This window comes from Microbacterium sp. MPR-TSA4, assembly GCF_058792815.1.
In genome coordinates, this window is sequence record NZ_JBXAFF010000003.1 from 160112 (window position 1) to 186275 (window position 26164).

The following is a 26164-nucleotide window of genomic DNA, read 5'->3' on the forward strand; positions in this document are numbered from 1 at the left end:
GCTCATCCCTCCTCGGTCGGTGCGCACCGCATGAGCACACTGCGGGTCGCGGTCGCCACGACCTCGCCGCGCTGGTTGCGCATCGTGTGGGCGAGCTCGACGACGCCCTGACCGGGACGTGAGGCGGACCGCCGCGTGCCGACGACGAGCGTCTCGGCGTACAGCGTGTCACCGTGACGAACGGGAGCCGGGAAGCGCACCTCCCCGAATCCCAGGTTCGCCACGATCGTGCCCTGGGTCAGCTGCGCGACCGAGAGGCCGACCATCGTCGAGAGCGTGAACATGCTGTTGACGAGCCGCTCGCCGAACTCCGTGCCGGCCGCCCACGCGGCATCCAGGTGCAGCGACTGCGTGTTCATGGTGAGCGTCGTGAACAGCACGTTGTCGGTCTCCGTCACGGTGCGCCCCGGGGCGTGCACGTAGAGCGCCCCCTCGACGAACTCCTCGAAGTACAGTCCCCGCTGCCGGATGACCTCGCTCACGTCGTCCCCTCCTCGTCCTCGTCCTCGTCCTCGTCCTCGTGCCCATCCTCGTCCGCGGGCTCGATCGCGGCGACCACGCCGCCGCGCACCACCTGGTCGCCGACCGCGACGCGCAGGCGGAGGATGCCGTCGACGCCGGCCCGCAGCACGTGCTCCATCTTCATCGCCTCCACGGCGACGACCGGCTCTCCCGCGCGCACCCGCGCGCCGTCGTGCGCGGCCACCATCACGACGGTCCCCGGCAGGGGGGAGGCGATCGTCGGCGACGCGTCCGCGCGGTCGTCCGCGCCGCCGTCGATCGTGCGCTCGGAGACGAGGACGGCTCCGGCGTCGCTGCGCAGCCACAGCCCCGCGGGGGCGGCGGCGACCGGGAAGGTGCGACCGCGACCGTCGATGACGACCGTGGCCGACCCGCCGTCGGCGCCATGCGGCCGCACGGATGCCGCGACCGGCGCCGCATCGCCGACGGCGACGCGCAGCGGCGTGGACCACACCCGCACGCGGGCCTCGGCGTCGGCGGACACGAGGTCGTACACGCTCGGGGCCGCCGCCGCGCCGAGACGCCAGCCGTCGGCGCGGCTCCAGGGGCCGCTCACGGTCGCGTCGGGGTCCCGGGTCGCCGACGCCGCGTGCATCACGAGCGCCGCCTCCGCGAAGGTGCGCTCCGTGACGTCGGGGAAGGGCAGCTCGTCGAAGACGCGGGCGATCAGGCCGGTGTCGAGCGCGCCGGCGACCACCTCGGGGCGCTCCAGCAGCAGGCGGAGGAACGTGAGGTTCGTCTCGAAGCCGAAGATCGCCGTCCCGTCGATCGCGCGCACGAGGCGCCGGCGCGCCTCCTCCCGGTCGGGGCCCCACGCGATGAGCTTCGCCAGCATCGGGTCGTAGTCGGTCGAGACGACGAGGCCGTCCTCGAGCGCCGTGTCGACCCGCACCCCGGCCCCCGACGGGTGGACGACGCGCGTGACCGGACCGCCGGTGGGCAGGAACCCGGCGCGCGGGTCCTCCGCGTAGACGCGCACCTCGATCGCGTGCCCGTCCAGGCGCACGTCCTCTTGGGCGAACGGCAGCGGCTCCCCGGCGGCGATCCGCAGCTGCAGCTCGACGAGGTCGCGGCCCGTGACCATCTCGGTGACGGGATGCTCCACCTGCAGACGGGTGTTCATCTCCATGAAGAAGAACGTGTCGGGCCGGTCGCCCGGCACGATGAACTCGACCGTGCCCGCCCCGACGTAGCCGACGCTCCTCGCCGTCTCGCACGCGGCCGCGCCGATGCGCGCGCGGGTCGCGGCGTCGAGCAGAGGGGAGGGCGCCTCCTCGACGACCTTCTGGTGGCGCCGTTGCAGCGAGCACTCGCGCTCGCCGAGGTGCACCACCGTGCCGTGCGCATCGGCGAGGATCTGCACCTCGATGTGGCGCGGTGCGGTGACGTAGCGCTCCAGGAACAGCGTGTCGTCGCCGAAGGATGCCGCGGCCTCCCGGCGGGCGGCGGCGACCGCGGCCGGAAGCCCCGCGGCCTCCGTGACGACGTGCATGCCCTTGCCGCCGCCGCCCGCGGACGGCTTGATCAGCACCGGGAAGCCGACCTCCGCCGCCCCCGCGATCAGCTCCGCGTCGGTGAGGCCCGCGCGGGCGATGCCGGGGACGGTGGGCACGCCGCGCGCGGCGACGGTGCGTTTGGCGGAGATCTTGTCGCCCATGACCTCGATCGCCTCGGGCGACGGGCCGATGAAGACGAGGCCCGCGTCGGCGCAGGCCCGTGCGAAGGCGGCGTTCTCGGCGAGGAAGCCGAACCCCGGATGGATCGCCTCGGCACCGGTGGCGAGCGCGGCATCCACCACGCGTTCGATCGACAGGTAGCTCTGCGCGGCGGCGGCGGGCCCCAGCCGCACCGCCTCGTCGGCCAGGCGCACGTGGAGCGCGTCGGCGTCGGCGTCGCTGTAGACGGCGACCGAGCGGATGCCGAGCGTGCGCAGTGTCCGGATGATGCGGACGGCGATCTCGCCGCGGTTGGCGATGAGGACGGTGCGGAGGGCGCTCATGCGATCACATCCGGAAGATGCCGTAGCCGGCGTCGGGCATCGGGGCGCGGGCGACGACGTCGAGGGCGAGCCCCAGCACGTCGCGGGTCTGCGCGGGCTCGATCACCCCGTCGTCCCAGAGGCGCGCGGTGGAGTAGTAGGGGCTGCCCTGGTGCTCGTACTGCGCACGGATCGGCGCCTCGAACGCCTCCTTCTCGGCGGTGGTCCAGGGGGTGCCGGCGGCGTCGAGCTGCTCGCCGCGCACCGTGGACAGGACGGACGCCGCCTGCGGCCCGCCCATGACCGACACCCGCGCGCCGGGCCAGAGCCAGAGGAACCGGGGCGAGTAGGCGCGCCCGCACATCGAGTAGGTGCCGGCGCCGAACGAGCCGCCCACGACGACCGTGAGCTTGGGCACCCGCGCGCACGCGACGGCGTTGACCATCTTCGCGCCGTGCTTCGCGATGCCGCCGTGCTCGTACTCGCGGCCGACCATGAAGCCCGTGATGTTCTGCAGGAACAGCAGCGGGATGCCGCGCTGGTCGCACAGCTCGACGAAGTGCGCGCCCTTGAGCGCCGACTCGCCGAAGAGCACGCCGTTGTTCGCGACGATGCCGACGGGGTGGCCGTGGAGGTGCGCGAAGCCGGTGACGAGCGTCTCGCCGTACTCGCGCTTGAACTCGCTGAAGCGACTGCCGTCGACGAGGCGGACGATGATCTCGCGGGCGTCGTAGGGCGTGGTCAGCTCGACCGGGACGACGTCGTACAGCGAGTCCGGGTCGTGCAGCGGCGGGTCCGCGGGCCCGAGCCGATACGGCAGCGGTGCCGGCTCGGGCACCGTCGCGACGATCTCGCGGACGATGCGCAGCGCCTCCGCGTCGTCGGCGGCCAGGTGGTCGGTGACGCCGGAGATGCGCGAGTGCGTGACGCCGCCGCCGAGCTCTTCGGCGCTGACCACCTCGCCGGTCGCGGCCTTCACGAGCGGCGGGCCGCCGAGGAAGATCGTCCCCTGATCGCGGACGATCACGGTCTGATCGCTCATCGCCGGGACGTACGCGCCGCCGGCGGTCGAGGAGCCCAGGACGGCCGCGATCTGCGCGATGCCGTCCCGCGACATCCGGGCCTGATTGTAGAAGATGCGTCCGAAGTGGTCGCGGTCGGGGAACACCTCGTCCTGGAGGGGGAGGAAGGCGCCGCCCGAGTCGACGAGGCAGATGCACGGCAGGCGGTTCTCCGCGGCGACCTCCTGCGCGCGCAGGTGCTTCTTCACGGTCATCGGGTAGTACGTGCCGCCCTTGACGGTCGCGTCGTTGGCGACGACCATGACGTGCCGACCGTGCACGAGCCCGATCCCCGCGACGACCCCGGCCGCGGGCGCCTCGCCGTCGTAGAGGCCGTCGGCGGCGAGAGGGGCGAGCTCGAGGAAGGGGCTGCCGCGGTCGAGCAGCAGATCGATCCGGTCGCGCGCCAGCAGCTTGCCGCGCGCGGTGTGCCGGCGCCGCGACGGTTCGGGGCCGCCGAGGGCCGCGGCCTCCCGCTTCGCCCTCAGCTCCGCGACGAGGGCGCGATACCCGTCCGTGGTCGTCGTCGACACGGCATCCTCATTTCGGTTATCAATCAGTAACCCGATCAGGAACATAGCGCCTGCGCCGCCGAATGTCCACCGTCGGCGCCGTTCTGGGACGGCGCGGCGCGCGTGGGGCACAATGATGCGATGAGCACGACGCCCGATCAGCCCGCGTCCTACTGGTACGTGGACGACGATGCGCGGTCGACGTCGGTCATGGAGGCCATGCGCTCCTACCGGGCGGCCGAGGTCGCGATGCGTCGACGGACGCAGCAGTCGATGGACATGGGCGAGAACGAGCTGCTCGTCCTGCGCTTCCTCGCCCGGGCGCGACTGCGGGGCGAGCCGGTGACCCCGGTGACGCTGAGCAGATATCTCGGCATCACCTCGGCATCCACGACGGCGCTGCTGGATCGCCTGGAGAGGTCGGGGCACATCACGCGCACGCCGAACCCGGGGGACCGGCGCAGTGTGCTGATCGCGTCGAGCGAGAAGTCAGACCTCGAGGTGCGTCACACCCTGTCGGCGATGCACGAGCGCATGATGGCGGTCGTGCGCGAGATGGACGAGGACCAGCGCGACACCGTCATCCGGTTCCTGGATGCGATGCGCGTGGCCGTGGATCACATCGACGCGTAGTCGCGCGAGACGACCGATCCGGCGATCTCGTCGGCGGCGCCGGTCGCGGCGTCCAGGAAGCTCAGCACGGCGGCCCGCCCCGACGGGTCGAGCCTGCGGATGGCCGCGGCCACGCGGTTCTCGAAGGCGTCGACGAGGTCGGCGACCTCCGCCGCGGCCCGTTCGGTCGGCGCGATGAGGATGCTGCGACGGTCGGTGGGGTGGTTCACGCGCTGCACGCTGCCGAGGCGCTCCAGGCGGTCCAGCAAGGCGGTCGTGGATGCCGAGCTGATGCCGAGGTGGCGGGAGATCTCGCTCGGTTTGACGTCCAGGCCGTCGCGGTCGCAGGCGAGGACGTACTGAAGGATGCGCAGTTCGTTCTCGCCCAGTGCGGCGTTGGCCCGGACGCGCTGATGCATCTGCGCGCCCGCGGCCCGGAAGCGCGCGAGCGCATCCAGGACATCGGTCGTGCCGGATGTGTGTGTGGTCGTCACCGCACTCACCTCCACTCAGAGTCGGCGCCCGTAAAGGGTTCGGTGACACCAATATAGCTCATGATATATCTCGCTTGACTAACTACTTATTCACGGAATAACCTACTTCACGACAGATCCACCGCTGCGGCGAGGCCGAGCCCGACGCGCACCGAATGAGCCGACGCAGACCGAATGAGGGAGTCACGATGGGACGCTTGTACTACGGCAACACCAGCGACGCGATCGAGGTCGACGACACCGACCTGGCTCACCTGAGGATGGTGGCGATGACGAAGCTGCGTCGTTCCGAGGGCTTCAGCCTCACCTTCTCGTCGCCGACGCGTGGCCGCAGCGCCCTCTGGGTGCACTGCGCCATCCCGCTGCGCTTCGAGTTCGATGCGGCGGAGCCGATCCGCCTCGAGCCGGCCCGCGTCAACGAGCTGGCCCAGGCCGCCGCCTCCGCGGCGGGCATCGTCGTCGAGCTGGCCGCCGAGGCCGTGCCCTCGCGTGCCGAACTGGCGGCCGTCGCATGAGCGTGCTCGCCCTCGCGTCGGCGCCCACCGGCCGCGTGACCTGGGCGGCCGTCAGCGACGGCTTCTACGTCGCCTCCCGCGTCGGCGACTACGTCGGATGCGTCGAGTGCACGCCCGACGGTCACTTCGTGGGGTTCGACTTCCGCTCCACCCCCGTCGGGCGCTACGCGTCGCTCGGGGAGGCGCAGCGCGCCGTCGGCGGCGCCCACGAGGCGCGCCCCCTGCTCCCGTCACCCGAGCCGTCGCCCCGCGCGCAGGCGCTGTGGCAGACCGCCGCCGCGATCAGCGGGGTGGTGGCGCTGGGCGCCCTCGCGACCGCGGTGCTCACGACACCGCTGGTGTGAGCGCGCGGGACGGCCGGCGCTAGGAGGCGCTCGCGGTCTCGGCGATGGCCTTCTCGGTGCGCTCCTGCAGGAAGCCGCACAGCTCGGCGACGGCGGCGAGATCGGCGGACAGGCGTGCGACGCCCGCGGCATCCAGGTCGAAGCTGTCGGCCCGCGCCTCGAACGTGACCACCCATCGCGGGCCCTCGTCGTGGACGACGGGCTGGATGTAGGTGACGGTGGAGGCGTTGCTCAGGGCGACGACGACGAGGCCCGAATCGGGGCCGGGGGTGTAGTCCTTCTCGAGGACGGAGATCGACGACTCGGCCGCCGGGTGGCCCGCGAGGTACTCGCGCACCCATGCTTCGACCGTCGCTTGATTGCGGTAGGGCATGGGACCTCGATCCTGGGTGTCGACGCGCCTGGCGGCACGCCTGTCCCATTATGCCGTGCGCGGGCGCAGGAGCGAGGTCAGCAGGAGCTCCATCGCGGCGACGGGATCGGCGTCGTCGGCGAGCCAGCGGATCTGGATCCCCTCCCATCCCGTGACGATGAGGCCCGCCAGGGCCGTGTCGTCGTCGTGGATCGGCGCGATCCGCCCGCGGGCGCGGTCGTGGGCGATCAGCCCGGCGTAGTCCGTGATGACGGACGCGTAGCGGCGCTGGAGCCACTCGTGCGCCTCGTGCCCCGGGTAGGTCGCCTCGGCGGAGACGATCGAGAACATGCGCACGAGCTCGCGGCGGCCGAGGTTGCGCCGGACGACGCCGAGCACGGCCGGGAGCAGGCCGTCGCGCCGTGCACGCTCGGGGAAGTCGGCGTCGGCGGCGTCCTCCTGCTCGAGCACCGCGGCCAGCAGTGAGACCTTGGTGGGGAAGTGGTGCATCACCGTGGTGAGGCTGAGGCCGAGCTCGGCGGCGATCTGCCGCAGTGACCCGCCGCGGTAGCCGTGCGCGCTGAAGATGGCGGTCGCCGACGCGATGATCTCGGACCGCCGCTCCGCCGACTTCGCGTACGGCCCGCGGCGAGCGGGCGACGAGGTGGCCATGGCATCAGAGCGTACCGCGCGGCTCTCGGAAAAAACCGTGCATGTGCACGATATTCGTTATAGGATGCCGACATGGCAACGCACGCGCGGGAGTATCGCTGGGTTCGAGACGGAGCAGCGGGGGCAGGACGCATGCGCTACGGCGCGGACTACAACCCCGAGCAGTGGTCGCGCGACGTCTGGGCGGAGGACATGCGCCTCATGCGCGAGGCCGGCGTGAACATCGTCTCTCTCGCGATCTTCTCGTGGGCGCTGCTGGAGCCGCGTCCCGGCGAGTTCGACTTCGGCTGGCTCGACGAGGTCATCGACCTGCTCCACGAGAACGGGATCGACGTCGACCTCGCCACCGCCACGGCATCCCCGCCCGCGTGGCTCTCGCAGCGTTACCCCGAGATCCTGCCCCAGGCCGAGGACGGCACCGTGCTGTGGCCCGGCGCCCGGCAGCACTGGCGGCCGACCTCGCCCGTCTTCCGCACGCACGCGCTGCGACTCGTGCGGGCCCTCGCCGAGCGCTATCGCGACCATCCCGCGATCGTCGCGTGGCACATCTCCAACGAGCTCGGCTGCCACAACCTCTACGACTACTCCGACGACGCCGCGGCCGCCTTCCGCACCTGGCTGCGCGACCGGTACGGCACCCTCGACGCCCTCAACGAGGCGTGGGGCACCGCCTTCTGGTCGCAGCACTACACGGAGTGGGAGCAGATCCTGCCGCCGCGCACGGCGCCCACCCACCGCAACCCCGGCCAGCGCCTCGACTTCGAGCGCTTCTCCTCGGACGCCGTGCGCGACCACCTGCGGGCGGAGGCCGCCGTGCTGGCCGAGCTCACCCCCGACATCCCCTTCACGACCAACTTCATGGTCGCCCAGAACGTCCGCGACATCGACTACCCGACGTGGGCGGGCGACGTCGACTTCATCTCGAACGACCACTACCTGCGCCCGGGTGAGCTGGGCCGCGACGACGTCTCCTTCTGGGCCAACCTCACGGGCAACATCGCCGAGGGACGCCCCTGGTTCCTCATGGAGCACGCCCCCAGCGCCGTCAACTGGCGCGAGGTGAACCCGCCGAAGCGCCCGGGGGAGCTGATGCGCGACGCCCTCACCCACGTCGGGCACGGCGCGGATGCCGTCTGCTTCTTCCAGTGGCGCCAGTCGCGCGCCGGAGGCGAGCGCTTCCACTCGGGGATGGTGCCGCACGCCGGCGAGCACAGCCGCGTGTTCCGCGACGTCGCCACCCTCGGCGCGCGACTGGGGGAGCTCGGCGCCGTCACGGGCTCGCACCGCGAGCGCGCGCGCGTCGCGCTGGTCTTCGACTACGAGTCCTGGTGGGTCAGCGGCCGCGACTCCCACCCCTCCGACGCGCTGCGCTACGACGACGAGACCCTCGCCTGGTACCGGGCGCTGCTCGATCTCGGCGTCCGCGCCGACGTCGTCCCCGTCGCGGCGTCCCTCGACGGCTACGACGTCGTCGTCGCCCCGATGCTGCACGTCGTGCCCGACGCCCTGCGGACACGGCTCGAGCACGTGGTGCGAAGCGGGCGCCACCTCGTGACCACCGCCTTCTCCGGCATCGTCGACGAGCACGACCGGGTGTGGCTCGGCGGCTACCCCGGGGCGCTGCGGGAGGTGCTCGGCGTCACCGTCGAGGAGTTCGTCCCGCTTCTGGCCGACGAGACGGCGCGACTGGCCTCCGGGGCCGTCGCGACGCACTGGAGCGAGCGGATCAGCCACGTCGCCGACGATGTCGAGGTGCTCGACACCTACGCCGCGGGCGATCTGGCCGGGATGCCGGCGGTCACGCGTCGCCGCGTCGGCGCCGGGTCGGCCACATACGTCTCCGCCGACACCGGCCGTGACGGGGCGCGCGCGGTGCTGGAGCGCCTCGCGGGCGACATCGGCGCGCTGGCCGGTGACCCCCTCGCCGCCGACGGCCGTCTCGAGGTCATCGTCCGCGTCGACGCCGCGCGTCGCCATGTCTTCGTCATCAACCGCACCGACGACGAGGTCGTCGTGGACGATCCCGAGCTCGGCGCGCTGCGCGTGGCGCCCCGCGGTGTCGAGACGCGCAGCATCCCGGCGCAGGAGCCCGCGCTCGCCGGCGCGCACGGAAGGATGGACGCATGAGCGAACGCATCGACTGGAGCGCCGGCTCCTGGACCACACCGCCCGCGGCGGCGGCGGTGCGCGAGGACGGGCTGGCCGTCGTCGCGGTCGAGGGCAGCGACGCCTGGCGCCGCACGGCCTACGGCTTCATCCACGACACCGAGCACGCGCTGCTGGCCCCGTTCGAGGTCGGCACCGCGATGGAGGTCGTCTTCATCGCCGACTTCACGGCGCAGTTCGATCAGGCGGGCCTGTTCGTGCGCGCCGACGACGAGCGGTGGATGAAGGCCGGCGTCGAGAACGCGGACGGGGTGCTCGGCGTGGGCGCGGTCGTCACCGACGTCATGTCCGACTGGTCGGTCGGCGCGGTGCCGGAGTGGGCCGGCCGCCGACTCCGCGTGCGGGTCAGCCGCGGACCCGACGCGCTGACGGTGCGCGCCGGCATCGACACCGAGCCGCTGCGTCTCGTGCGCGTCGCGCCGTTCGCGGGCGAGCTCGCCGCCCAGGCCGGCCCGTTCGTGTGTGCGCCGATGCGCGCCGGGCTCGAGGTCGTGTTCGCCGAGTGGACGCGCACCGACGCCGACGCGTCGCTGCACTGACGACGCGCCCCGCGATCACGTCTGCGGCAGGTAGCGACGCGGTGCGTGCGTCTGCGCGACCAGGTCGCGCAGCGCGTCGAGCGAGCCGCTGACGACGCCCGCGGCGCGTGCCTGCACCAGCACGTTGCCCAGCGCGGTCGCCTCGACGGGGCCCGCGAGCACCGGCATCCCGGAGCGGTCTGCGGTGCGCTGGCAGAGCAGCTCGTTGCGGGCCCCACCGCCCACGAGGTGGATCGTGCGCACGGCGACACCCCCCAGCCGGCTCGTCGTGACGACGGCGTCGGCGAAGGCCTGGGCGAGCGACTCCACGATCGCCCGCACATAGGCGGCGCGGGAGCGCGGCGGCGCGACGTCGTGCTCGGCGCACCAGGCGTCGATGCGGGCCGTCATGTCGCCGGGCGGCAGGAAGCGCGGATCGTCGACGTCGAACACGGGCACGGCGGATGCCGGGACGAGCGCGGCCGCCGCGAGCAGCTCCGACAGCTCGGCGCCGGCACCGTCGGCGGACCAGCCGCGCACCGCCTCCGTCAGGATCCACAGGCCCATCACGTTGTGCAGCAGACGCACCCGCCCGTCGACCCCGCCCTCGTTGGTGACGTGCGCGGCCGCGACGGCGTCGTCCAGCACCGGATGCTCCACCTCGACGCCGACCAGGCCCCACGTTCCGCAGGAGATGTAGGCGGCCGCGTCCGCCCGCATCGGCACGGCCACCACGGCGGAGGCCGTGTCGTGCGAGCCGACCGCCGTGACCGGGGCCGTCCCGCCCAGCGCCGCCGCGACGTGCGGCAGGAGCGCGCCGACCCGCTCGCCGGGCGCGATCAGCTCGGGAAGCAGCGACCGCGGCACGCCGAGCCGCGCGGCGAGCTCGTCGTCCCAGCGGCGGGTGCGCGCGTTCAGCAGCCCCGTCGTGGACGCGTTGGTGAGCTCGGCCCGGGCCCGGCCGGTGAGCCAGTACGCGATCAGGTCGGGGACGAGCAGCGCCGTGTCGGCGATCGCGAGCACCTCGGGCGGCTCGGCGGCGAGCTGGTAGAGCGTCGTGAAGGGCAGGAACTGCAGGCCGTTGCGGGCGAACAGCTCGGGGTACGGCACGCGCGCGTGCGCGCTCCCGACACCGCGCTCCGTGCGCGCGTCGCGATAGTGGAACGGGAGGCCGAGCAGGCGCCCGTCCCGCAGCAGCCCGTAGTCGACGGCCCAGGAGTCGACGCCGATGCTCGCGATCGCGGGCTCGGCGCGGAACGCGTCGCGCAGGCCCCGCAGCGCCGCGGCGTACAGGCCGGGGATGTCGCCGTGCAGGCCGTCGCCCAGGCGCAGCGGGGCATTCTCGAAGCGCGCGATCGTCGTGGTCTCCAGCGTGCCCCGGCCGACGTGCCCGAGGATGACGCGGCCGCTCGTCGCGCCCAGGTCGACGGCCGCGACCGCCGCGGTCATCGCAGGAACGCGGCGGCGACGCCGGAGTCGACCGGGATGTGCAGTCCCGTGGTGCGGCTGAGGTCGGGCCCGGTCAGCACCGCGACGGCGTCGGCGACGTTCTCGGGGACGACCTCGCGACCGAGGATCGTGCGGGCGGCGTAGAACTGCCCGAGCTCCTCCTCCTTCACGCCGTAGGTCGCGGCGCGGTTCGCGCCCCACCCCGAGGCGAAGATCCCCGAGCCGCGCACCACGCCGTCGGGGTTGATGCCGTTGACCCGCACGCCGTGCGCGCCCAGCTCGACGGCGAGCAGGCGCACCTGATGGGCCTGATCGGCCTTCGTCGCCGAGTACGCGACGTTGTTGGGGCCGGCGAAGACGCTGTTCTTCGACGAGATGTAGACGATGTCGCCGCCGAGGCCCTGGGCGATGAGCACGGATGCTGCGGCCTGCGACACCAGGAACGAGCCCTTCGCCATGACGTCGTGCTGGAGGTCCCAATCGGCCTCCGTCGTCTCCAGCAGCGGCTTCGACAGCGACAGTCCCGCGTTGTTGACGACGAGGTCCAGGCCCCCGAACGCGAGCACGGCGTCGGCCACGGCGGCCCGCACGGCCTCGCCGTCGGCCACGTTCACGGCGACCCCGACGGCGACGTCGGCGCCCCCGAGCTCGGCGGCGGCCGCCCGGGCCTTCTCGAGGTCGAGGTCGGCCACCACGATGCAGGCGCCGGCCGCCGCGAGGCGGGCCGCGGTGGCCTTGCCGATGCCGCTCGCGGCGCCGGTCACGAGCGCGATGCGGCCCTGGTGGCTCTTCGGCGCGGGGCGGCGCTGCAGCTTCGCCTCCTCGAGCGCCCAGTACTCGATGCGGAACTTCTCCGCATCCGAGATCGGCGTGTACGTCGACACCGCCTCCGCTCCGCGCATGACGTTGATCGCGTTGACGTAGAACTCGCCCGCCACGCGCGCGGTCTGCTTGTCGGCGCCGTAGGAGAACATGCCGACGCCCGGCACGAGCACGATCAGGGGATCGGCGCCGCGCATCGCCGGGCTGTCGGCCGTCGCGTGCCTCTCGTAGTAGTCGCGGTAGTCGGCGCGGTACTGGGCGTGCAGCTCCCGCAGCCGGGCCAGCTGCTGGTCGACCGACGCCGTCGCAGGCAGGTCGAGCAGCAGCGGCTTCACCTTGGTGCGCAGGAAGTGGTCGGGGCAGCTCGTGCCGAGCGCCGCCAGGGCGGGCGCCTTCTGCGAGGCCAGGAAGTCGAGCACGACCGGGGAGTCGGTGAAGTGTCCGAGCAGGGGGCGATCGGTGGAGACGAGCCCGCGGATCGTGGGTGCCAGCGCCGCCGCCCGGACGCGCCGCTCGGCGGCGGGGAGCGCGTCGAATCCCGCGCGGACGGCCCCGAACGGCGCGGGGTCGCCGTGCTCGGCCAGGTAGGCGGCCGCGGTGTCGATGATCCACGACGAGTTGCGCTCGGCATCGTCGGAGGTGTCGCCCCACGCCGTGATGCCGTGCCCGCCGAGGATCGTGCCGATCGCCTGCGGGTTCTCTGCGGCGATCGCCGCGATGTCGAGTCCGAGCTGGAAGCCGGGGCGCCGCCAGGGCACCCAGACGACGCGGTCGCCGAAGATCGTCCGCGTCAGCTCGGGCCCGTCGGCCGCCGTCGCGATCGCGATGCCCGAGTCGGGGTGCAGATGGTCGACGTGTGCGGCATCCACGAGGGCGTGCATCGCGGTGTCGATCGACGGCGCCGCGCCGCCCTTGCCGTGGAGGCAGTAGTCGAAGGCGGCCACCATCTCGTCTTCGCGGTCGACTCCGGGATAGATGTCGACCAGCGCGCGCAGACGGTCCCGCCGCAGCACGGCCAGGCCCTCGGGCGCGAGGGTCCCCAGGTCGCCGCCCGAGCCCTTGACCCACAGCAGCTCGACCGGCGCGCCGGTGACGGGGTCGATGTCCTCGCCCTTGGCCGACGTGTTCCCGCCGGCGTAGTTGGTGTTCTTCGGGTCGGAGCCCAGGCGGTTGCTGCGCGCGATGAGCGCGGCGGCGGTGGGGTTCGTCATCTCAGGCACCCCATCCCGCCTGGACGCCGCCGACGCGCTCGTCGGCGATGGTGCGGGCGTAGCCGGAGGCGAGGTAGGCGGCCATCGGATCCGCGGGCAGCCCGCGGCTCTCCCGCCAGGTCGCCAGCTGCGGCCGGACGTCGGTCTGGAAGGCGTCCATGAGGATCGCGTTGGCCGCCAGCACGTCGTTCTCCTCCTGGGCGGCGGCCAGCGCGTCACGATCGAGCAGCAGCGCCCGCGCGGTCATCTCCTGCACGTTGAGCACGGAGCGGATCTGGCCGGGGATCTTGTCCTCGATGTTGTGGCACTGATCGAGCATGAAGGCGACGTCCGGGTTGTTCAGCCCGCCGCCGCGGACGACCTCCACGAGGATCCGGAACAGCTGGAAGGGATCGGCGGCGCCGACGATGAGGTCATCGTCCGCGTAGAAGCGGCTGTTGAAGTCGAAGGAGCCCAGGCGCCCCAGTCGCAGCAGCTGCATGACGATGAACTCGATGTTCGTCCCGGGCGCGTGGTGGCCGGTGTCCAGGCACACCATCGCCTTCTCGCCGAGCGCGGCCACCTGCACGTAGGACGTCCCCCAGTCGGGGACGTCGGTGTGGTAGAACGCCGGCTCGAAGAACTTGTACTCCAGCACGAGCCGCTGCGTGTCGCCGAGCCGCGCGTAGATCCGGGAGAGCGAGTCGTGCAGGCGGTCCTGACGCGCGCGCATGTCGTTCTGGCCGGGGTAGTTGGAGCCCTCGGCGAGCCAGATCTTCAGGTCGCGCGAGCCGGTCGCATCCATGATGTCGATGCAGGCGAGGTGGTGGTCGATCGCCTTGCGTCGGATGCGGTCGTCGTGGTGGGTGAGCGCGCCGAACTTGTAGTCCTCGTCCTGGAACGTGTTCGAGTTGACGGTGCCCAGCGCCACGCCGAGGTCTTCGGCGTGGCGGCGCAGCGCCGCGTAGTCGTCGACCGCGTCCCACGGGATGTGCAGCGCCACGGTCGGGGCGAGCGCCGTGTGGCGGTGCACCTGGGCGGCGTCGGCGATCTTCTCGAACGGGTCGCGGGGCGCGCCGGGAGTGGGGAAGACCCGGAAGCGGGTGCCGGAGTTGCCGAACGCCCACGAGGGCAGTTCGATCCCCTGGGCCTGGAGCGTGGACAGGTTCTCGGCTGACAGCGTCGTCATACTCTCGCGCTTTCGGTGTCGGATCCGCGCCTCCGCGGATCTCTGCTGTGAATCGTTTCAAAGAGTAGTGTGGTTGAAACGATTCGTCAAGCGGCGACGACGACCTCGGAGGAGCGTGGATGAGCGCCAGTGTCAAAGACGTCGCCGCGGCGGCGGCGGTGTCGGTGGGCACGGTGTCGAACGTGCTGAACCGGCCCGAGAAAGTCGCCCCCGAGACCGTCGCGCGCGTGCACCGGGCCATCGAGAGCCTCGGGTTCGTCCGCAACGACGCCGCCCGGCAGCTGCGCGCCGGGCGCAGCCGCTCCATCGGCCTGGTCGTGCTCGACACCGCCAACCCGTTCTTCGCCGAGGTCGCGCGCGGCGCGGAGGAGCGCGCCGCGCGCGACGGACTGGCGGTGCTGCTCGGCTACAGCGACCAGAACGCGCAGCGCGAGAGCGCCTACCTCGACCTCTTCCGCGAGCAGCGCGTGCACGGCGTGCTGCTCACGCCGCGCGACCTGGACCCCGCGCCGCTGCGACGGCTGGCGCTGGCCGGCATCCCCCTCGTCTTGGTCGACGGCGACATCCCGGGCGAGCAGATCCCCTCCGTCGCGGTCGATGACGTGCAGGGCGGGTACGCGGCGGTCGAGCATCTCCTCGCCCGCGGACGGCGCCGCATCGCCTTCGTGGCGGGACCGCTGACGATCCGTCAGGTGTCCGATCGTCTCGCCGGCGCGCGCCGCGCGCTCGAGACGGCGCCGGATGCCGCGCTCGAGGTCATCGAGACGACGGCGCTGACGGTGCTCGCCGGCCGCGCGGTGGGCGAGCAGCTGGCGCTGCGCGCGCCCGCCGACCGACCCGACGCCGTCTTCTGCGCCAACGACCTCCTCGCCGTCGGCGTGCTCCAGGGGGCCGCCATCCTGGGCGACATCCGTGTGCCGCAGGATCTGGCCATCATCGGCTACGACGACATCGACTTCGCGCAGGCGGCCGTCGTCCCCCTCAGCTCCATCCGCCAGCCGGCGCGGGAGATCGGTGCGACCGCCGTCGACCTGCTGCGCGAGGCCGCCGCGGCTCCCGGATCGCCCGCCCGCCACGTCCGCTTCAGTCCCGAGCTCGTGGTGCGCGCGTCGACGCAGGCGTGACGCGCGCGGTCAGGGCGCCCCGCCCGTCCGCACCCTCTCGAACAGGTCGTCATCTCCGACCTGGCCGCCCTTGAGCAGCAGTTCGACCCCGTCGAGCGGGCCGTCGGCGTGCGCGCGCAGGAGCGCGACGTTGCCCCAGGGGTTGGCGGCGATCGACAGCGCCCGGATGCCGAGGAGGCGCACGACGCGACTCGACGAGTCGCCTCCGCAGACGATCACCCGGCGCGTCTCGCCGGCCGCCACCGCGGTGCGCACGACACGCGCCGCGCGCCGGGTGAGCCCGTCCAGCGCGCCGTCGTCGTCCGGCCCGAGATCCGACGCGAGCACGACGCTGCGCCCGGCGCGCAGGGCGTCGCGGGCGGGTGCGGCCTCGCGGTCGTCCCGCGGAAGCGGCGCGACGAGCCACCCGGCATCCGCGGCCGCCGCCGTCTGCCGTCGCGTCCGCGGCGACCGACTGCCCGAGACGACCAGGACCGGTCCGCTCGCGGCGGCCACGGCGGCCGGTGCCGGCCGGCGCGGTGCGGCATCGGCGATCGCCGCGCTCAGACCGCCCGAGCCGACGACGAACGCGGTCGGGGCGAGCCGGCCGATCGCCTCGCCGATGAGGCGCAGGTGGTGCGCGTCGAGCGCGTCGAGCACGACGGCGTCGGCGCCGCACGCCTCGATGCGGCGGGCGAGGTCCGCGGCATCCGTATAGCTGGTCAGGGGGATGCCGGTGAGGGCGAGCGCGGTCTGCGCGCCGAGGTGGCGCGCGATGTCGGACTCCGACATCGGGGTCGACGGATGCCGGGACATCGTCGGCTGCCGGTCGAGGCGGTACACGACGCCGTCATCGGCCGCGAAGTGGTGGCCGAACACGGTGTAGCGGCCGAAGTCGGGCTGGGCGAACAGGAGCGGCACGGGGCGGGCGCCGGTGAGGTCGCGCCCGATCTCGAGGACGCGGCCGAGGCTGCCGACCTCGGGCGAGGAGTCCACGGTGGAGCAGGCCTTGTACTGCAGCACCGCGGGCCGCAGCGCGGCCAGCGCCGCCAGCGCGGGCCGCACCTCGGCCTCCAGCGCCGCGGGGCCGAGGGAGCGGGCGATGCCCGCGATGCCGACGACGTCCCCGTCGTCCGCCGCGTCGGCCAGGGCCGACGGGGACGGGAGCGAGGTGAACAGGCGTCCGCGCCACCCGCGGCGGGTGAACTGCAGCAGCGCGTCGACGCTGCCGGTGACGTCGTCGCCGTAGAACCCGACCGCCGGCTCACTCACGGACGGGTCCGAACGTCTCGGCCGCACGGCGCAGGGCCGGTGAGGCCGCGAGGGCCTGCGCGACGCTCTCGCCGCGTTCGGCGGACGACCACGCCTCGCGCATGGCGGTCACGCCCGCCGCCGCACCGTCCGGGTGGCCGTGGATGCCGCCGCCGGCCATCACCAGCAGATCGGCGGTGCCGGTCGCGGCGTAGGTGGCGTGCGCGAGGCCGCCCCACTGGCCGGAGGAGAGCACCGGCACGGTCGAGGTCAGGCCCGGCAGGGGCGTGCGGACGGCGGCCACGGAGGCGAGCACGTCGTCGTCGGACTCGTAGAACTTGTTGGAGATGCCGTTCGTGTGGAGGTGGTCGACGCCGCACAGCCGCGCGAGCTTCTGCCACGCCGTGAACGAGATCCCCAGCCGGTCCGAGCGGCTCAGCGCGCCGAACCCGGCCCGGTGCCCGTGGATCGGCACGCCCGAGATGCGGCGCAGGTGGGCGATGCCGGCCAGGCCGACGTGCGCGATCACGGCCATGACGCACGTCCCGCCCGCCGCGACGACGAGGTCGTGATGGGCTTCGAGCCGGTCGATGTCGTCGGTGATGTTGAACGCGTACATGGGTTTGACCCCCGTGCGGTCGGCATGCCTCTCCAGCACCGGCATCACCGCCGCGACGCGCGCCGCGAGCGGGGCGTGCGGCGCGTTGCCCTGCAGCTCGTCGTCCTTGATGAAGTCGACGCCGGCGCGCGCGAGCTCGCCGACGAGCTCGGCCAGCTCCGCGGGCGAGAGTCCGATGGAGGGCTTCACGATCGTGCCGATCATCGCGCCGGTCGGCCGCGACATCAGCCGCCGCGTGCCCTCGAGGCCGAAGCGCGGACCCCCGTAGCGCTGCGCGAAGGCCGGCGGAAGATCCAGGTCGACCAGCTTCACGCCGGACAGCTCCTTGATCTCGAACAGGTTACCGGCCACCGTGCTGAGCAGGTTCGGGATCGACGGGCCCGAGTTCTCGAGGGGGAACCGCACGCGCACGCGGGCGCGCCGGCGGTGGCCCAGGTCGCCGACGGCGCCGGGCAGGGGCGAGGAGTCCGCCGGGGGCAGCGCGGTGATCTCCACGACGCGCGCGGCGAAGCGGTCCCGCAGCGCGTCGCTCTCCCGCTCCACCCGCACGAAGGTTCCCGTCGACTGCTCGCCGGCGAGGATCTCCGCGGCCCGCTCGAGGTCGAGCCCGGTCTCGATGACGTAGGTCGCGACGACCGCGTCGGTCGCGGCGCTCACCAGATCACCGGCAGCCAGACGGACATCTCGGACGGGCCGCGATTGGCCCACGCGAAGTACGGCACCAGCCGCACCGTCGCCGTCGCGATCGGGTCGTCGTCGACCTCGTCGTACAGCGTCGCGGGCGTCGGCGGGAGGACGGCCGCCTCGGTCTCCAGGGCGACGACGCGTCGGCCCGCGATCTGCGTCGGCACGGCGCGCAGCGCGGCGCCGCGACGCAGGGCGATGCGTTCCAGGTCGATCCCCGCGGGCAGGTCCGGGCTCTCGACGCAGTACACGACGGGCCCGCGCTGGACGGCGACCTGCGCCGTGAGCTCCTCGGCCAGCCGGTGACCGCGGAGGAGGCGGGCGGGCATCGGGAGGTCCAGGACGATCTCGTCGCCGGCGTGCCACGCGCGGTCGACCCGCGCGTACGACGAGGCCGCCGCGATCTCGACGTCCGCGCCCGCGACGATGAGCCGCGCCCCCCGCGCCCACCCGGGGATCCGCAGGTGCAGCGGCACCGTGCCCTCCGCCTCGGTGACCGTGAAGACGATGCGCCCGTCCCACGGGTAGTCGGAGCTCTCACGCAGGCCCAGGACCCGCCCGTCGCCGAACGCATGACGGATCTGCGATCCGCCGTACTGGTGCACCCACAGCCCGTCGTCGGACACCGAGCCGATCCGCTCGTGGAACTGCGCGAGGGTGCGCGCGATGTTCGGCGGGCAGCAGAAGCACGACAGGTACGGCTCGCGCAGGCGTTCGTCGGACGGCGGCGGGGCGGGCACCGGATGCAGCCCCGTGTCGCCCGCGCGCCGTAGCGGGAAGGGGAGCTCGCGCACCTGTCGCAGGGGGTTCGTGTAGAAGTAGGTGGCTCCGTCCAGACCGATGCCGGACAGCAGCGCGTTGTACGCGATGGTCTCGATGACGTCGGCGTACCGGGCGTCGGCGCGCAGCGCCAGCATCCGCTCGCTCCACAGCACCATCCCGATCTGCGCGCACGTCTCGTTGTGGGCGGTCGTGTGCGGCAGCTGGTAGGGGCGTCCGTAGGCCTGGTGGACCCGGCTGATCTCCTCCTGCCAGGGGTGGGCGTCGGGGGAGGCGCCGTCGTAGAGCGCCCCGCAGCCGCCGGTCACCGCCAGCTTGGTGTCCACGACATCACGCCACAGCGTGTCCAGCACGGCGTGCAGCTCCTCGTCGCCGGTCTCGATGACCAGGTCGGCCAGACCCGCGTAGAGGTAGTTGGCCCGCACGGCGTGCCCGGCCACGACGCTCTGGCGGCGCACGGGGATGCGGTCCTGATTGTCGTCGCCGCCCTCGTCGAACTCGTCGCGCACCCGCAGGAACGACTCCGCGAGCGTGAGGTAGCGGCGCTCGCCGGTCGCGCGGTAGAGGTCGACGACGGCCATGTAGTGCGAGGGGCAGATCGCGCTGCGGGCCAGCTCGCGCGGCTTGTCGGTCGCGAGGTGCTCCAGGAACCGCGCCGCACCGCGGGCGACCTCGAGCAGGGTCGGCGATCCGGTGACGCGATGATGGCGCACACCAGCGGTGATCAGATGGCCGAGGTTGTACGTCTCGAAGTTGAAACGGTCGGCCAGGGCCGAGACGGGCTCGTCGTCGCGCGCGGCGATCGCCGTCGGCGTGTGGACGTAGCCGTCCTCCCGCTGCACCGCGGCGATCAGACGGGCGATGCGCTCCAGCTCGGCCTCGAGAGCCGGATCGGGATCGGTCTCCAGTCGACTGATCGCCGCCTCCATCCACTTGTAGAAGTCGCCGTCCATGAAGGGGGGACCCTCGTGACGGCCCGGGCGCAGCCCCGCGGCCACCTCGAAGTTCGCGAGGGCCGGGCTCGTGGCCGGGTCGGCGAGCATGGCGCCCATGGTCGGCACCGTCACCTCGCGCGTGCGCCGGGCGATGCGGCCCCAGAAGCCGTCGGCCCAGCGCGCATCGGCTGCGCCGAGGGGAGTCAGCGTGCCGCTCATGCCCGCGCCTCCGTTCCGGTCGCGTCGAGCGTCCGCGCGAGCCGCTCGACGCCGAGGGCGACGCTGGTCAGCACGGGGACCGTGGATGCGGCCGCCGCCGCGGCCGATGCCATGGAGGCCTGCGCGAGGACCACGACATCGGCGCCCGCGGCCGCCCGCTCCACGGCCTGGGCGACGAGACGGTCGTGGCGGTCGCGATCGCCGCCGGCGACGGCCGCGAAGGCGTCGTCGATCACCTCGGCATCGATGCGCGGCCGCGTTCCGGCGCGGTCGGCGCGCTCCCGCAGGAGCGCGGCCGTCGGCGCGCAGGTGGTCGGAAGGGTCGCGAGGACCGCGATGCGTCCGTCGCCCGCCGCCGTGACCGCGGCATCCGCCATGGCCTCGTCGATGCGCAGGACCGGGATGCCGACCGCTGCCGCCGTCGGCGCGGCCAGCGTCGAGATGGACGAGCAGGTGAGCATCACCGCCTCCGCCCCCGCGTCGCGCGCGGCGCGGGCGAGCTGTGCGATCCGGGCGGGCACCGACGGGGCCTCGTCGCGCGAGAGGTCGGCGACGATGCGGTCGTCCAGGTAGTTGACGATCTCCACGCCCGGCAGGAGCGTCGCCGCCTCCGCGGCGACCATCGGGATGACGACGGCGCCGGTGTGGATGAAGGCGACACGTCGCGGCGCGCTCACGCGATCACCTCCACCGCGCGGCGGACCACCCGTTCGTGCACGCCGTGGCCCACCCGTTCGGGGTCCCGACCCGGCAGGTCGACGATCGCCTCGGCGCCGACGGGCACCCGCATCCGCACGCGCAGGTCGTCGCCCTCGCTGACCCAGGAGATCTCCGCGGGTCCGTAGGGGGTGAGATGGCGGGCGCTCGCCGAGGTCAGTCCGCCTCCCGGACGGGGTGCGAACCGGATGCGCCGATAACCCGGCGCGTCGGGGGCCAGGCCGGCGACCGTCCGGTGCAGCCAGTCGGCCACCGCGCCCAGCGCGTAGTGGTTGAAGGAGGTCATCGTGCCCGCGTTGACCGATCCGTCCGGCAGCATGGCGTCCCACCGCTCCCAGATCGTGGTGGCGCCCATCTCCACCTGATACAGCCACGACGGGCAGCCGCGCTCGAGCAGCAGGTCGTACGCGGCGTCGAGGTGACCGTTCGCGCTCAACGCGTCGCACACCAGCGGCGTGCCCACGAACCCGGTGGCGATGTGGTTGCCGGCCTCGCGCACGAGGTGTGCGAGGCGGTCCGCGGCCGAGGAGCGCAGGTGCGCGGGGAGGAGGTCGAACTGCAGGGCGAGCGCGTAGGCGGTCTGCGCGTCGGAGGTCATCGTGCCGTCCGGGCGGACGTAGGCGGCCACGAAGGCCTCGACGATCTCGTCGGCCAGCCGCCCGTACGCGCCCGCCTCCTCGGCGCGCCCGAGCTCCGCCGCCATCCGCGCGACGATCCGCGCCGACAGCGCGAAGTACGCCGTCGCGACGAGGTAGCGGTCGGTGCGGGCATCCGCCGGATCCTGCGGCGGTGCGGCCGGGTCGAGCCAGTCGCCGAGCTGGAAGCCCGTGTCCCAGAGGCGGCTCGGGCCGGCGATCTCGGCCTGGAGGTCCACCCACCTGCGCGCGCTGTCGAACTGCGCGCGCAGGATCTCGGGGTCGGCGAACCGCGAGAACAGCGTCCACGGCACGACCGTCGCCGCGTCGCCCCAGGCCGCTCCGGGCCGCTGCGGCGTCCACATCGTGTCGGCCGGGATCACCGGGACGAACCACGGCACGGTCCCGTCGGGGAGCTGTTCGAGGGCCAGGTCGCGCAGCCAGCCACCGAGCATGCCGGACACGTCGAAGAGGAAGGAGGCGGTCGGGGCGAACACCTGGAGGTCGCCGGTCCACCCGAGGCGCTCGTCGCGCTGCGGGCAGTCGGTCGGCACGTCGACGACGTTGCCGCGCATGCCCCATACGACGTTCTCGTGGAGCCGATCGAGCATCGGATCGGAGGAGGAGAACCAGCCGGTGCGCTCCAGGTCGGTGTGCAGCACGCGCGCCTGCAGCGCGCCGGCGGCGGCATCCGCGTCGAGATCGCCCGGCCAGCCGTCGACCTCCACGTAGCGGAACCCGTGGAACGTGAACCGCGGCTCCCAGGTCTCGCCCTCGGGGCGGCCCGCGAACGTGTAGGCATCCGTGGAGCGTGCGTCCCGCAGCGGCCGCGTGTAGAGCTCGCCGTCCTGCAGCACCTCCGCGGTGCGCAGGGTCACCGTGGTGCCGGCGGGTGCCGTCGCGCGCAGGCGGACGACGCCGACCAGGTTCTGCCCGAAGTCGAGGATGCGCCTGCCCGACGGCGAGGTGAGCACACGGCGGGGCTGGAGCTCCTCGGTGACGCGCACGGGCGGGCCGGTCGGGGCCACGAGGGTCGCGGGGTCGCGTCGCCGCATCTGCACCCGCTCCCAGCCCGCGTCGTCGAAGCCGGGGCGCGACCAGCCGGGCTGCTCCTCGCGCGCGTCGTACACCTCGCCGTCGTAGAGCCCCGCCTGCAGGATCGGGCTCGGCGCGGCCCGCCACGACGTGTCGGTCGGGACGACCACGCGCGAGCCGTCGTCGTAGACGAGCTCGAGCTGGGCGAGGAAGGAGAGGTCGTCGCCGAAGAGGTTGCGAAACCCGCCCCGCCAGCCGAGGCGCCCGCGGTACCAGCCGTCGCCGAGCCAGGCTCCGATCGCCGCGCGCCCGCTCTGCAGCAGCCCGGTCACGTCGTAGGTCGTGTAGCGCAGCCGCTCCCGGTAGACCGTCCAGCCGGGGGCGAGCAGGTCGTCGCCGACCCGCTCGCCGTTGATCTCCGCCTGGAACAGGCCGTGCGCGCTCGCGTACAGCCGGGCGCGCACCAGGCCGGGCGCGACGTCGAACTCCCGGCGCACCAGCGACGGGCGCCGCTCGTCGCTCATCGGGTTCTCGTTCCACAGCGCCCCCACCGGCGCGGCCGCCCAGTCGGACGGGTCGAGGAGTCCGATCTCGACGGGCGCCCACGGGCCCGGCGCGCTCCAGACGCCGTCGTGGCCGCGGACGCTGATGCGCACCTCACGGCGCTCGCGCGACCGCAGGGCGGCGAACGGCCACGCGACGAGGATCTGCGCGGAGGAGGCCACCTCGGCGCGCTCCGCGGCGCGCTCGGCGGGATCGGCGGCCGCGTGCGGGTCGCGGGCCTCCACGCGGTAGGCGCTCTGGTGCCACTCGGGGGCCGCGTCGTCGATCGTCCAGGACAGGCGCGGCGCGCTCTCGCCGATGCCGAGCGCCTCCCGATGGTGTTCGAAGCGCGGTGCGGACACGGTGGCCGTCATTGGTCACATTCCCCTCGTTGGGCGGTCGAGTCAACTCGAAACGTTTCAGTCTGTCGATTGCGATGCGAATCGCAGAGCGAACCAATAGCATTGGTACGTTTCAAACCATAGCAAAAGGAGCGGTCATGATCATCGCCGTCACGGGCAGCAGCGGGACTCTGGGACGGGCCACCGTCGAGCGGCTGCGCGCCGACGGGCACGACGTCGTCGGCTTCGACCTCGCCGGCCCCGCGGGTCCCGGGTTCACGCGCGTCGACCTGTCCGACTACGGACAGACGCTCGACGCGATCCTCGGCGTCACGGCCCGCCACGACGGCCTCGACGCCGTCGTCCACCTCGCCGCGGTGCCGGTGAACGGGCTGATCCCGGATGTCGCCACCTTCGAGAACAACCTGGCGGCGTCGTCGCACGTGCTCTTCGCGGCGCACCGCGCCGGCATCCGGCGCATCGTCATCGCCTCGAGCATCACGGCCGCGGGGTTCCCCTTCGACGTCGCGCCGCCGGCGCTGCCCGTCGACGAGGGCTACACGCGCGCGTTCAACACCTACGGCCTCGGCAAGGTCGTCGAGGAGACCCTGGCCGCGCAGATCGCCGGCTGGCGCGAGGACGTCTCGATCACGGCCCTGCGCTTCACCAACGTCGTCGCCCCGGATGGCTACGCCACCTTCGCGCGCGCCGGCGAGGACGACTACCGACGCGATCTGCTCGGCTCGTGGGTCGATGCCCGCGACGGGGCCGAGGCCGTCGCCCTCGCCCTCGGGCACGGACGCCCCGGATTCGAGGTGTACAACGTCGCGGCACCCGAATCGGGGCTGTCGACCCCCTCGCGCGAGGTCGCGGCGCGATGGTTCCCGGGCGTGCCCGTCGCGGAGGACCTCGGCGCGTTCGAGTCGCTGCTGTCGACCCGGAAGATCCGCGCGGAGCTGGGCTTCCGCGCCCGCCACGACTGGCGCTGAAGGATGCCGGCGGGTGCCGTCCTCGCGACCCGCCGGCATCCGGCTCATCCCTTGACCGCGCCGGCCGCGAGGCCCTTCATGATGCGCTGGTTGAGGAAGAGGTAGAGGACGAGGATGCCGACGACCGTGATGCAGATCGCCGCGAACAGCGGCCCGTAGTTGATGGCCCCGTACTCGCCGGAGAAGTTGAGCAGGCCGACCTGGATCGTGTTGAGGCTCTTCTTGCCGCCGAACACCAGCGCGATCAGCAGGTCGTTCCAGATCAGGAAGAACTGCACGATCGCGACCGTGAGCACGGCGTTGCGCATCATCGGGAAGCCGATCGAGAAGAAGGCGCGCACCATCGAGGCGCCGTCGATGGTCGCCGCCTCGAAGATCTCCCGGGGGATCGCCCGGAAGTAGGTCGCCATCATGAACACCGTCAGCGGCAGTCCGCCCGCCGTGTAGATGAGGATCATCGGGAGGTGCGAGCCGTTGATCCCGAGCTGGAAGAAGGCGTTGAACAGCGGCAGGATGATCATCTGCCCCGGGATCATGATGCCGGCGAGGAAGAGCAGCAGGACGGCACCGCGTCCCTTGAAGACGAGGACCTCGAGCGCGAAGCCGGCCGCGGTGCCGAGCACGACGATGAGCAGCAGCGACGGCAGCGTCACGATGATCGAGTTCATCACCGTCGTCGAGAGGTTGCCCGTCTGCCAGGCGGTCGCGTAGTTGTCCCAGCGCCACGTCTCCGGGAAGGCGTACGACGGGTTGTTCAGGAAGTCGGTGTTCGACTTCAGCGAGTTGATGAACATCCAGAACAGTGGGTAGGCCGTGACGACCACGAGGAAGAGGATGGTCAGCCAGGTCGGCACGCGGCGCAGGAGCGCGAGGGCGCGCCCCGCCGGCGTCGGTCGCTGCGACCTGACGGCACGGGGGCTCGTGACGGCGATGGTGTCGAGAGTCGTGGTCATGAGGTGCTCCTCTCAGACGGTGTTGTCGCGGCGCGACGAGCGGAAGATGGCGAGGGTGACGAGAAGGCACATCACGGTCAGCAGGAGCGCGATGGTCGACCCGTAGCCGAAGTCGCTGTACTGGAACGCGGTCCGGTACATGTAGAGGGTCAGCGGCGTGGTCGAGTTGCCCGGCCCGCCGCCGGTGAGGGCGAAGACCGAGTCGAACACCTTGATGGTGCCGTTGATGCTGAAGATGAACGAGGCGAACAGGATCGGCAGCGACATCGGCAGGATGATGTGCCGGAACAGCGAGAAGGTCTTGGCGCCGTCGATGCGGGCCGACTCGACGATCTCGTCGGGGATGTCGAGCAGGCCGGAGAAGACGAGCACCCCGTAGAAGCCGACCGAGCGCCACACGTCCATCACGACGATGACCACGAAGGCCGTCGTGCCCGAGCCCAGCCAGTCGACGGACGACAGGCCGACGTTGACGAGCAGCTCGTTGACGAGACCGTCGTTGGGGGCCGACTGGAAGATCTTCTGGTACAGGATCGCGATCGCGACGGTGGGCAGCACGACGGGGAAGAACACGAGCGTGCGCACCAGGACCGACGACCGGCGCAGGACGAACTGGTACAGCAGCGCGAGGCCGTAGCCCAGGACGACCTGCAGGATCGTCACCAGCACGGCGTACTTCAGCGTGAAGACCAGCGCGTCGCCGACGTAGGGGTCGGAGAGCAGGCGGGTGAAGTTGTCGATGCCGTTCCACTCGAATCCGGTCAGCACACTGCCGGAGAAGAACGTGAGCCCGAACGACCAGAGGACGGGGACGAGCATGATCAGGGTGTAGACGATGAGCGCGGGAAGAAGCAGCAGCGTGATCGCCTTGCGGTCGCCGAGGACGGACTTCATGGGTGGCGGCTTTCGTGCGGAGCGGAAGGGGGTCGGGGGGGGGGGGGGGGGGGGGGGGGGGGGGGGGGGG

23 protein-coding genes are annotated in these 26164 nt (G+C 72.7%); 7 read left to right on the forward strand and 16 right to left on the reverse strand.

Annotation, left to right across the window (positions count from 1 at the left end):
• Positions 1–2: 2 nt before the first annotated feature.
• From AC1Q49_RS03275 to AC1Q49_RS03285, 3 genes are read right to left on the reverse strand one after another with little or no spacing between them, the layout of a single operon-like run.
• Positions 3–482, reverse strand: a complete 480-nt coding sequence (locus AC1Q49_RS03275; protein ID WP_191009508.1) for a MaoC family dehydratase — start codon at positions 480–482, stop codon at positions 3–5.
• Positions 479–2521 (reverse strand): acetyl/propionyl/methylcrotonyl-CoA carboxylase subunit alpha, encoded by a 2043-nt coding sequence (locus tag AC1Q49_RS03280; protein ID WP_492490927.1) that lies wholly within the window; start codon positions 2519–2521, stop codon positions 479–481. Before AC1Q49_RS03280 ends, AC1Q49_RS03275 begins: the two co-directional genes overlap by 4 nt.
• A gap of 4 nt (positions 2522–2525) precedes the next feature.
• Positions 2526–4139 carry a carboxyl transferase domain-containing protein gene (locus AC1Q49_RS03285; protein WP_492490928.1) on the reverse strand — a complete coding sequence of 538 codons (1614 nt, stop codon included), beginning with the start codon at positions 4137–4139 and terminating at the stop codon, positions 2526–2528.
• 75 nt (positions 4140–4214) lie between these two features.
• Here AC1Q49_RS03285 and AC1Q49_RS03290 point away from each other — a divergent pair, with 75 nt between their 5' ends.
• Entirely contained in the window at positions 4215–4706 is a 492-nt protein-coding gene (locus AC1Q49_RS03290; RefSeq protein WP_101305475.1) for a MarR family winged helix-turn-helix transcriptional regulator, read from the forward strand.
• Here the strand turns inward: AC1Q49_RS03290 and AC1Q49_RS03295 are convergent.
• Positions 4691–5179, reverse strand: a complete 489-nt coding sequence (locus tag AC1Q49_RS03295) for a MarR family winged helix-turn-helix transcriptional regulator (RefSeq protein WP_492490929.1) — start codon at positions 5177–5179, stop codon at positions 4691–4693. The two genes, AC1Q49_RS03290 and AC1Q49_RS03295, sit on opposite strands and share 16 nt — an antisense overlap.
• A gap of 188 nt (positions 5180–5367) precedes the next feature.
• Between AC1Q49_RS03295 and AC1Q49_RS03300 the strand changes: the two genes are divergently transcribed.
• Both AC1Q49_RS03300 and AC1Q49_RS03305 read left to right on the forward strand, forming a co-directional pair.
• Positions 5368–5694: a DUF7882 family protein gene (locus tag AC1Q49_RS03300; RefSeq protein WP_061782473.1), complete on the forward strand. Its 327-nt coding sequence runs from the start codon at positions 5368–5370 to the stop codon at positions 5692–5694.
• On the forward strand, positions 5691–6038 hold the full coding sequence (locus tag AC1Q49_RS03305; RefSeq protein WP_061782474.1) for a hypothetical protein: 348 nt from the start codon (positions 5691–5693) through the stop codon (positions 6036–6038). The genes AC1Q49_RS03300 and AC1Q49_RS03305 overlap by 4 nt, the downstream gene beginning before the upstream one ends.
• Positions 6039–6057: 19 nt before the next feature.
• On the opposite strand, the gene AC1Q49_RS03310 is transcribed toward AC1Q49_RS03305, so the two are convergent.
• Positions 6058–6411, reverse strand: coding sequence for a protein-L-isoaspartate carboxylmethyltransferase (locus AC1Q49_RS03310; protein WP_191009510.1), 354 nt, complete (start codon positions 6409–6411; stop codon positions 6058–6060).
• 48 nt (positions 6412–6459) lie between these two features.
• The gene (locus tag AC1Q49_RS03315) at positions 6460–7062 is read right to left on the reverse strand and encodes a TetR/AcrR family transcriptional regulator (protein WP_191009511.1); all 603 of its coding nucleotides are present in this window, start codon (positions 7060–7062) and stop codon (positions 6460–6462) included.
• A 72-nt stretch (positions 7063–7134) separates the two neighbouring features.
• Here AC1Q49_RS03315 and AC1Q49_RS03320 point away from each other — a divergent pair, with 72 nt between their 5' ends.
• Positions 7135–9189: a beta-galactosidase gene (locus AC1Q49_RS03320; RefSeq protein ID WP_492490930.1), complete on the forward strand. Its 2055-nt coding sequence runs from the start codon at positions 7135–7137 to the stop codon at positions 9187–9189.
• Entirely contained in the window at positions 9186–9767 is a 582-nt protein-coding gene (locus tag AC1Q49_RS03325; protein WP_492490931.1) for a DUF1349 domain-containing protein, read from the forward strand. The genes AC1Q49_RS03320 and AC1Q49_RS03325 overlap by 4 nt, the downstream gene beginning before the upstream one ends.
• 15 nt (positions 9768–9782) lie before the next feature.
• Here AC1Q49_RS03325 and AC1Q49_RS03330 read toward each other — a convergent pair whose 3' ends face one another.
• From AC1Q49_RS03330 to rhaI, 3 genes are read right to left on the reverse strand one after another with little or no spacing between them, the layout of a single operon-like run.
• On the reverse strand, positions 9783–11195 hold the full coding sequence (locus AC1Q49_RS03330; RefSeq protein ID WP_492490932.1) for a rhamnulokinase: 1413 nt from the start codon (positions 11193–11195) through the stop codon (positions 9783–9785).
• Complete coding sequence (locus tag AC1Q49_RS03335) at positions 11192–13228, reverse strand: bifunctional aldolase/short-chain dehydrogenase (RefSeq protein WP_492490933.1); 2037 nt, start codon at positions 13226–13228, stop codon at positions 11192–11194. The genes AC1Q49_RS03330 and AC1Q49_RS03335 overlap by 4 nt, the downstream gene beginning before the upstream one ends.
• A gap of 1 nt (position 13229) precedes the next feature.
• Positions 13230–14396 (reverse strand): L-rhamnose isomerase, encoded by a 1167-nt coding sequence (rhaI, locus tag AC1Q49_RS03340; RefSeq protein ID WP_492490934.1) that lies wholly within the window; start codon positions 14394–14396, stop codon positions 13230–13232.
• A 119-nt stretch (positions 14397–14515) separates the two neighbouring features.
• Between rhaI and AC1Q49_RS03345 the strand changes: the two genes are divergently transcribed.
• A complete protein-coding gene (locus tag AC1Q49_RS03345; protein ID WP_492490935.1) occupies positions 14516–15520 on the forward strand; it encodes a LacI family DNA-binding transcriptional regulator in 1005 nt (334 codons plus the stop codon).
• 9 nt (positions 15521–15529) lie between these two features.
• Here the strand turns inward: AC1Q49_RS03345 and AC1Q49_RS03350 are convergent, their stop codons facing one another.
• The 5 genes from AC1Q49_RS03350 to AC1Q49_RS03370 are packed head-to-tail and all read right to left on the reverse strand — an operon-like array spanning position 15530 to position 23291.
• On the reverse strand, positions 15530–16771 hold the full coding sequence (locus AC1Q49_RS03350) for a four-carbon acid sugar kinase family protein (protein WP_492490936.1): 1242 nt from the start codon (positions 16769–16771) through the stop codon (positions 15530–15532).
• A complete protein-coding gene (locus AC1Q49_RS03355) occupies positions 16764–18026 on the reverse strand; it encodes a RuBisCO large subunit C-terminal-like domain-containing protein (RefSeq protein WP_492490937.1) in 1263 nt (420 codons plus the stop codon). Before AC1Q49_RS03355 ends, AC1Q49_RS03350 begins: the two co-directional genes overlap by 8 nt.
• Positions 18023–19987 carry a glycoside hydrolase family 127 protein gene (locus tag AC1Q49_RS03360; protein ID WP_492490938.1) on the reverse strand — a complete coding sequence of 655 codons (1965 nt, stop codon included), beginning with the start codon at positions 19985–19987 and terminating at the stop codon, positions 18023–18025. The genes AC1Q49_RS03355 and AC1Q49_RS03360 overlap by 4 nt, the downstream gene beginning before the upstream one ends.
• Complete coding sequence (locus AC1Q49_RS03365; protein ID WP_061782483.1) at positions 19984–20664, reverse strand: aspartate/glutamate racemase family protein; 681 nt, start codon at positions 20662–20664, stop codon at positions 19984–19986. The genes AC1Q49_RS03360 and AC1Q49_RS03365 overlap by 4 nt, the downstream gene beginning before the upstream one ends.
• Positions 20661–23291, reverse strand: a complete 2631-nt coding sequence (locus AC1Q49_RS03370) for a family 78 glycoside hydrolase catalytic domain (RefSeq protein WP_492490939.1) — start codon at positions 23289–23291, stop codon at positions 20661–20663. The genes AC1Q49_RS03365 and AC1Q49_RS03370 overlap by 4 nt, the downstream gene beginning before the upstream one ends.
• 125 nt (positions 23292–23416) lie before the next feature.
• Here AC1Q49_RS03370 and AC1Q49_RS03375 point away from each other — a divergent pair, with 125 nt between their 5' ends.
• Positions 23417–24247, forward strand: coding sequence for an NAD-dependent epimerase/dehydratase family protein (locus AC1Q49_RS03375; protein WP_492490940.1), 831 nt, complete (start codon positions 23417–23419; stop codon positions 24245–24247).
• Positions 24248–24291: 44 nt separating this feature from the next.
• Here the strand turns inward: AC1Q49_RS03375 and AC1Q49_RS03380 are convergent, their stop codons facing one another.
• Complete coding sequence (locus AC1Q49_RS03380) at positions 24292–25200, reverse strand: carbohydrate ABC transporter permease (protein ID WP_061782486.1); 909 nt, start codon at positions 25198–25200, stop codon at positions 24292–24294.
• Between the two features lie 12 nt (positions 25201–25212).
• Positions 25213–26094: a carbohydrate ABC transporter permease gene (locus tag AC1Q49_RS03385; protein ID WP_060958298.1), complete on the reverse strand. Its 882-nt coding sequence runs from the start codon at positions 26092–26094 to the stop codon at positions 25213–25215.
• Positions 26095–26164: the final 70 nt, after the last annotated feature.